Source organism: Xanthomonas hortorum (genome assembly GCF_040279205.1).
Lineage (GTDB): Bacteria > Pseudomonadota > Gammaproteobacteria > Xanthomonadales > Xanthomonadaceae > Xanthomonas > Xanthomonas hortorum_F.
On sequence record NZ_JBEOLS010000111.1, the window covers coordinates 1 to 3223 of the forward strand.

General features: G+C 63.4%; 9 protein-coding genes and 1 pseudogene. All 10 read right to left on the minus strand.

All coding sequences use genetic code 11. The features are described 5' to 3' along the window. Positions 1-157 (minus strand): transposase (locus ABS769_RS22235; protein WP_233368074.1); only part of this gene is annotated, 157 nt, incomplete at its 3' end. A gap of 75 nt (positions 158-232) precedes the next feature. Next, positions 233-508 carry a hypothetical protein gene (locus ABS769_RS22240; RefSeq protein ID WP_317063193.1) on the minus strand — a complete coding sequence of 92 codons (276 nt, stop codon included), beginning with the start codon at positions 506-508 and terminating at the stop codon, positions 233-235. A gap of 265 nt (positions 509-773) precedes the next feature. After that, positions 774-998 (minus strand): hypothetical protein, encoded by a 225-nt coding sequence (locus tag ABS769_RS22245; RefSeq protein WP_317063194.1) that lies wholly within the window; start codon positions 996-998, stop codon positions 774-776. Further along, on the minus strand, positions 995-1267 hold the full coding sequence (locus tag ABS769_RS22250; protein ID WP_317063195.1) for a hypothetical protein: 273 nt from the start codon (positions 1265-1267) through the stop codon (positions 995-997). Before ABS769_RS22250 ends, ABS769_RS22245 begins: the two co-directional genes overlap by 4 nt. After that, entirely contained in the window at positions 1260-1433 is a 174-nt protein-coding gene (locus tag ABS769_RS22255; protein WP_317063206.1) for a hypothetical protein, read from the minus strand. The genes ABS769_RS22250 and ABS769_RS22255 overlap by 8 nt, the downstream gene beginning before the upstream one ends. After that, positions 1415-1849, minus strand: a complete 435-nt coding sequence (locus tag ABS769_RS22260) for a hypothetical protein (protein ID WP_317063196.1) — start codon at positions 1847-1849, stop codon at positions 1415-1417. The genes ABS769_RS22255 and ABS769_RS22260 overlap by 19 nt, the downstream gene beginning before the upstream one ends. Positions 1850-1926: 77 nt before the next feature. Further along, positions 1927-2199 carry a hypothetical protein gene (locus ABS769_RS22265; RefSeq protein ID WP_317063197.1) on the minus strand — a complete coding sequence of 91 codons (273 nt, stop codon included), beginning with the start codon at positions 2197-2199 and terminating at the stop codon, positions 1927-1929. After that, complete coding sequence (locus ABS769_RS22270; protein ID WP_317063198.1) at positions 2199-2486, minus strand: hypothetical protein; 288 nt, start codon at positions 2484-2486, stop codon at positions 2199-2201. The genes ABS769_RS22265 and ABS769_RS22270 overlap by 1 nt, the downstream gene beginning before the upstream one ends. Further along, entirely contained in the window at positions 2483-2701 is a 219-nt protein-coding gene (locus tag ABS769_RS22275; RefSeq protein ID WP_043104758.1) for a hypothetical protein, read from the minus strand. The genes ABS769_RS22270 and ABS769_RS22275 overlap by 4 nt, the downstream gene beginning before the upstream one ends. Before the next feature lie 322 nt (positions 2702-3023). Next, a pseudogene (locus ABS769_RS22280) lies at positions 3024-3223 on the minus strand (hypothetical protein); the annotation flags it as partial.

The following is a 3223-nucleotide window of genomic DNA, read 5'->3' on the forward strand; positions in this document are numbered from 1 at the left end:
AGTTGCCAAAGCGCTTGGGTAGGCCGCGCCATTTGCAGCCATGCTCGGCAACGTAAAGGATGGCGTTGACCACTTGCAGGTTGGTCATGCTGACATTGCCGCGCTGCGCCGGCAGGCAGTGTTCGATTAGAGAAAATTGTGCTGGCGTGATCTCCATGCACGATAGTTTAATCGCTCGGGTCATTAGTGTTAACAGGCCCTAGTTGAAATAAACTTTGATGTTGATGCGGTGCTATATGGGTACTGGCTTCGACAGGATGCGCAGGTGGCCGTTGCCGATTAAGAAGTTGCGGTACGACTTTACGGCCGCATCGAAGGCTGCAGCGGCGATCTCTTGGCCAACTGCTATAACCCGCCCATCCTGATCGACAACTGCAAGCCTCGCTGGTTTGCCGTCAGCGGTCTGGACGCTCAATCCCTCATGACTCAACGCACTGACAATCACCGCCGCGCGCGTCGTATCCGTGATGCACTCGCTGCTGGCCTGCCGTTGCAGGATCTGTGTCATCGCCCCGTACCCCCTGTCAGTCGCAGCCCCATCTGCACCACGTTGCTCGCTGCAGGACGGGGCTGACGCGCCGCGCGGATCCCATTGCTGCGTCGCCACTCAGCGATGGCCAATTCAAAAATAGGATGCTTCTGCGTGCGCCCGCAGGCGCACTCCACGAAGTGCCCACCACCGGCCGCAGGACGGCGAAGGTCGAGCATGTGGCGCGCGACGTGTCCGTTCTTACAGCCGGGCAACGGTGTGCTGTGGTCGACCTGACGTTGCGTCACAGTACCTCCTGGCGCAGCACGCGCTCGGCGTCGCGAAGATGTTGCACGGTGTCGGCATGGATCCGGTCCAGCGCCTCGGCGATGGTGTAGTCCATCTCGGCCAGCCAATCGGCACGATTCAGCACCAGAGCGGCAGTCAGCGCCTCGCCTGTGGACAACGGGCCAGGCCCTCCCATACGCGCGGCAGCGCGGGCAATTTCGATCGTGCGCTCCAAGTTCATGGCTGCGTCCTCCATGCAGTGCCGAGCTGGGCGCGTGCTTCTTCGACATGCATGAGGCGCAAGCCCCAGCGGACCGACCATGTCTGCGCCTGCTGTTCGTCGCAGGTCAAGATGAGCTGCCCGAAAGACTTCACCCGATCAGCTCGGAACGTGAACAACATATCGTCCAGTTCGATGACCTCCTGCAGGCCGAGTTGCTGACACAGCGCCTCGGCATTGAGCGATTTGCAGCTGCCCTGCGGGCCGAGAAGGATGACGGACTCAGCCATGAGTAGCCTCCCGCCGCACAGCCATGCGGTTGCGGCGACGCAGGCGGTGCGGCACCTGACCAACGGCCAGCCCGGTCTGGGTGAGACGCGGACGGCGCGAGGTCCACAGCTTGTAGACCAGCGCGCCGCCGGCGGCCGGCGCCAGGATCATTGCCAGAGCGAGCAACTCACCTCCTGCGCGGCCTGGGCCACAGCAGCGGCGGCAGCGGCAGTCGGTCGGCGCGGCAGCATGTTGGCCAGGTCGAAGGGGAAGTCCAGGCCGTCCATGAACTCGGCCAACTCTGTGCTGATCCGGCCTTCCAGCGTCGTCCACAAGCGAGGCCCGTCGATGAGCTTCCAGCCTGTGCCAGTGCCACGCCGCCGCTCCCAGGACTGGCGAGCCTCGCGAAGCGGTCCCATGTTCAGGGTGGCAGTAACCACGACTGCACCATGCGAGACGTGCATGGTGATGATCGCTGAGCAGTCGCCTGTGCCGCGATCGTAGGTGGCGACGGCTGGCGTGCTAGCCTCCGCGCCGGGGCCGGTGTCCAAAGTCAGCGGACGTGCTGCCGTGGCTGGATGTGTTCCAGTTTGCTGTTGCATATCGACTCTCCTGAGTTGCGTTGGTGGAGGGCCTAGGGGCGGTGTTGGAGCACCGCCCGCCGGACCCCGCTGAACGGTTAGAGCAAATCGTTGGGGGCAGTCGAGGTTTCCTCCCGCCCGGGGTGGATGCGTTGCGCGTGAAGAACGACTTCGAGCAACGCCTCTCGCACGTAGTCCGCTACGGCAGCCGTGCTGTCGGCCGTTATCCCTGTTTGACTCACCAGGTCGTTATTGAGTGCGGCAAGCAGCGTCACGGCGTAGTACGCGCGCCAGAGACTGTCGTGCTGGGCCTCGCTGATCGTGTAGTCGGCCTCGCCGGCTTTGAAGTGGGGCGGGTCGATGTGATCCATCAGCCGACCTCCTGCAGAGGCATACGGTCGAGGATCCAGTCCTGCAGTGCGGTGGCATCAGCTTCCGGCATTACCACGTGCAATGAACCAATAACCAGGCCAGTGCCGTCATCGACAAGAAACAACGCGCTCGGCTCGTCGATCGCGCTGCAGGCGAACATCACCGGTGGGCGATCATGCAGGCCGTCGGCGTAGAGCTCGGCCAACACGTCGGTCGCCCGGATCTGCAGGAGCAGGTAGACGCCGGGAGCCACGCGAAGCGCCTTGTGCAGGTCGCGGCGGCTCACTGGCGCACCTCGGCCAGGTCGGCATTGGTGCTGGAAATGGCGGCCTCGACATCGGCCAGCGTCAGCGCCTCGGGCGCTTTGCCCATGGCCTGCAGCTTCGCCTGCAGCGTGAGCCAGGCGGTGTGATTCCAGTCGAGGGTGTCGGCGATCAGGCCGAAGTAATGGGCGATCTGACGCGCGGCATTGGCCGGCGCTTCTTGAGCGTCGTAGGACATGGTGCAGGCTCCGTTGTAAGGGGAGTCCGGCACTTCGCTGCTAAACGAGGTGGCGGACGGTGCGCGGTTAGCAGACCGGTCAACGGAACCGGCAGGCCCGAAGGCCTCCGCACACCGCCCGCCATAGAACTGGCTGGCAAACGCCCGCGACTGCACAGCGAGCGAAAAAAAGCGCCGTGCATCGATCGATGGGCGCTGGTGCGCCGTTGAGTCAGGCTGCTAAACCCGGTCGCCGATTGTGCGGCGACGCGGTAATGGTTGCTCCGCTCCTGGGCAGATGTCAACGAAAATTTCCAGAAATTTCCAACATGAGGAAACGCGCTCATTTGGCGAACACCCAGCACTTCACAGTGGTGCCGACGCCGGTCAGATCGTCCTTGAGGACAGCGCTGTTAACGGCCACGTTCGCGCCGATGAATTTGTGCCGGCGCGAGTCCCCGAGCAGCGCACGCAGCACCTTGAGATCGGGCACGGCTTGGCTGAACTGCGCAGCCCGTGCAGCGAAGTGGTTGAGGTTGATCG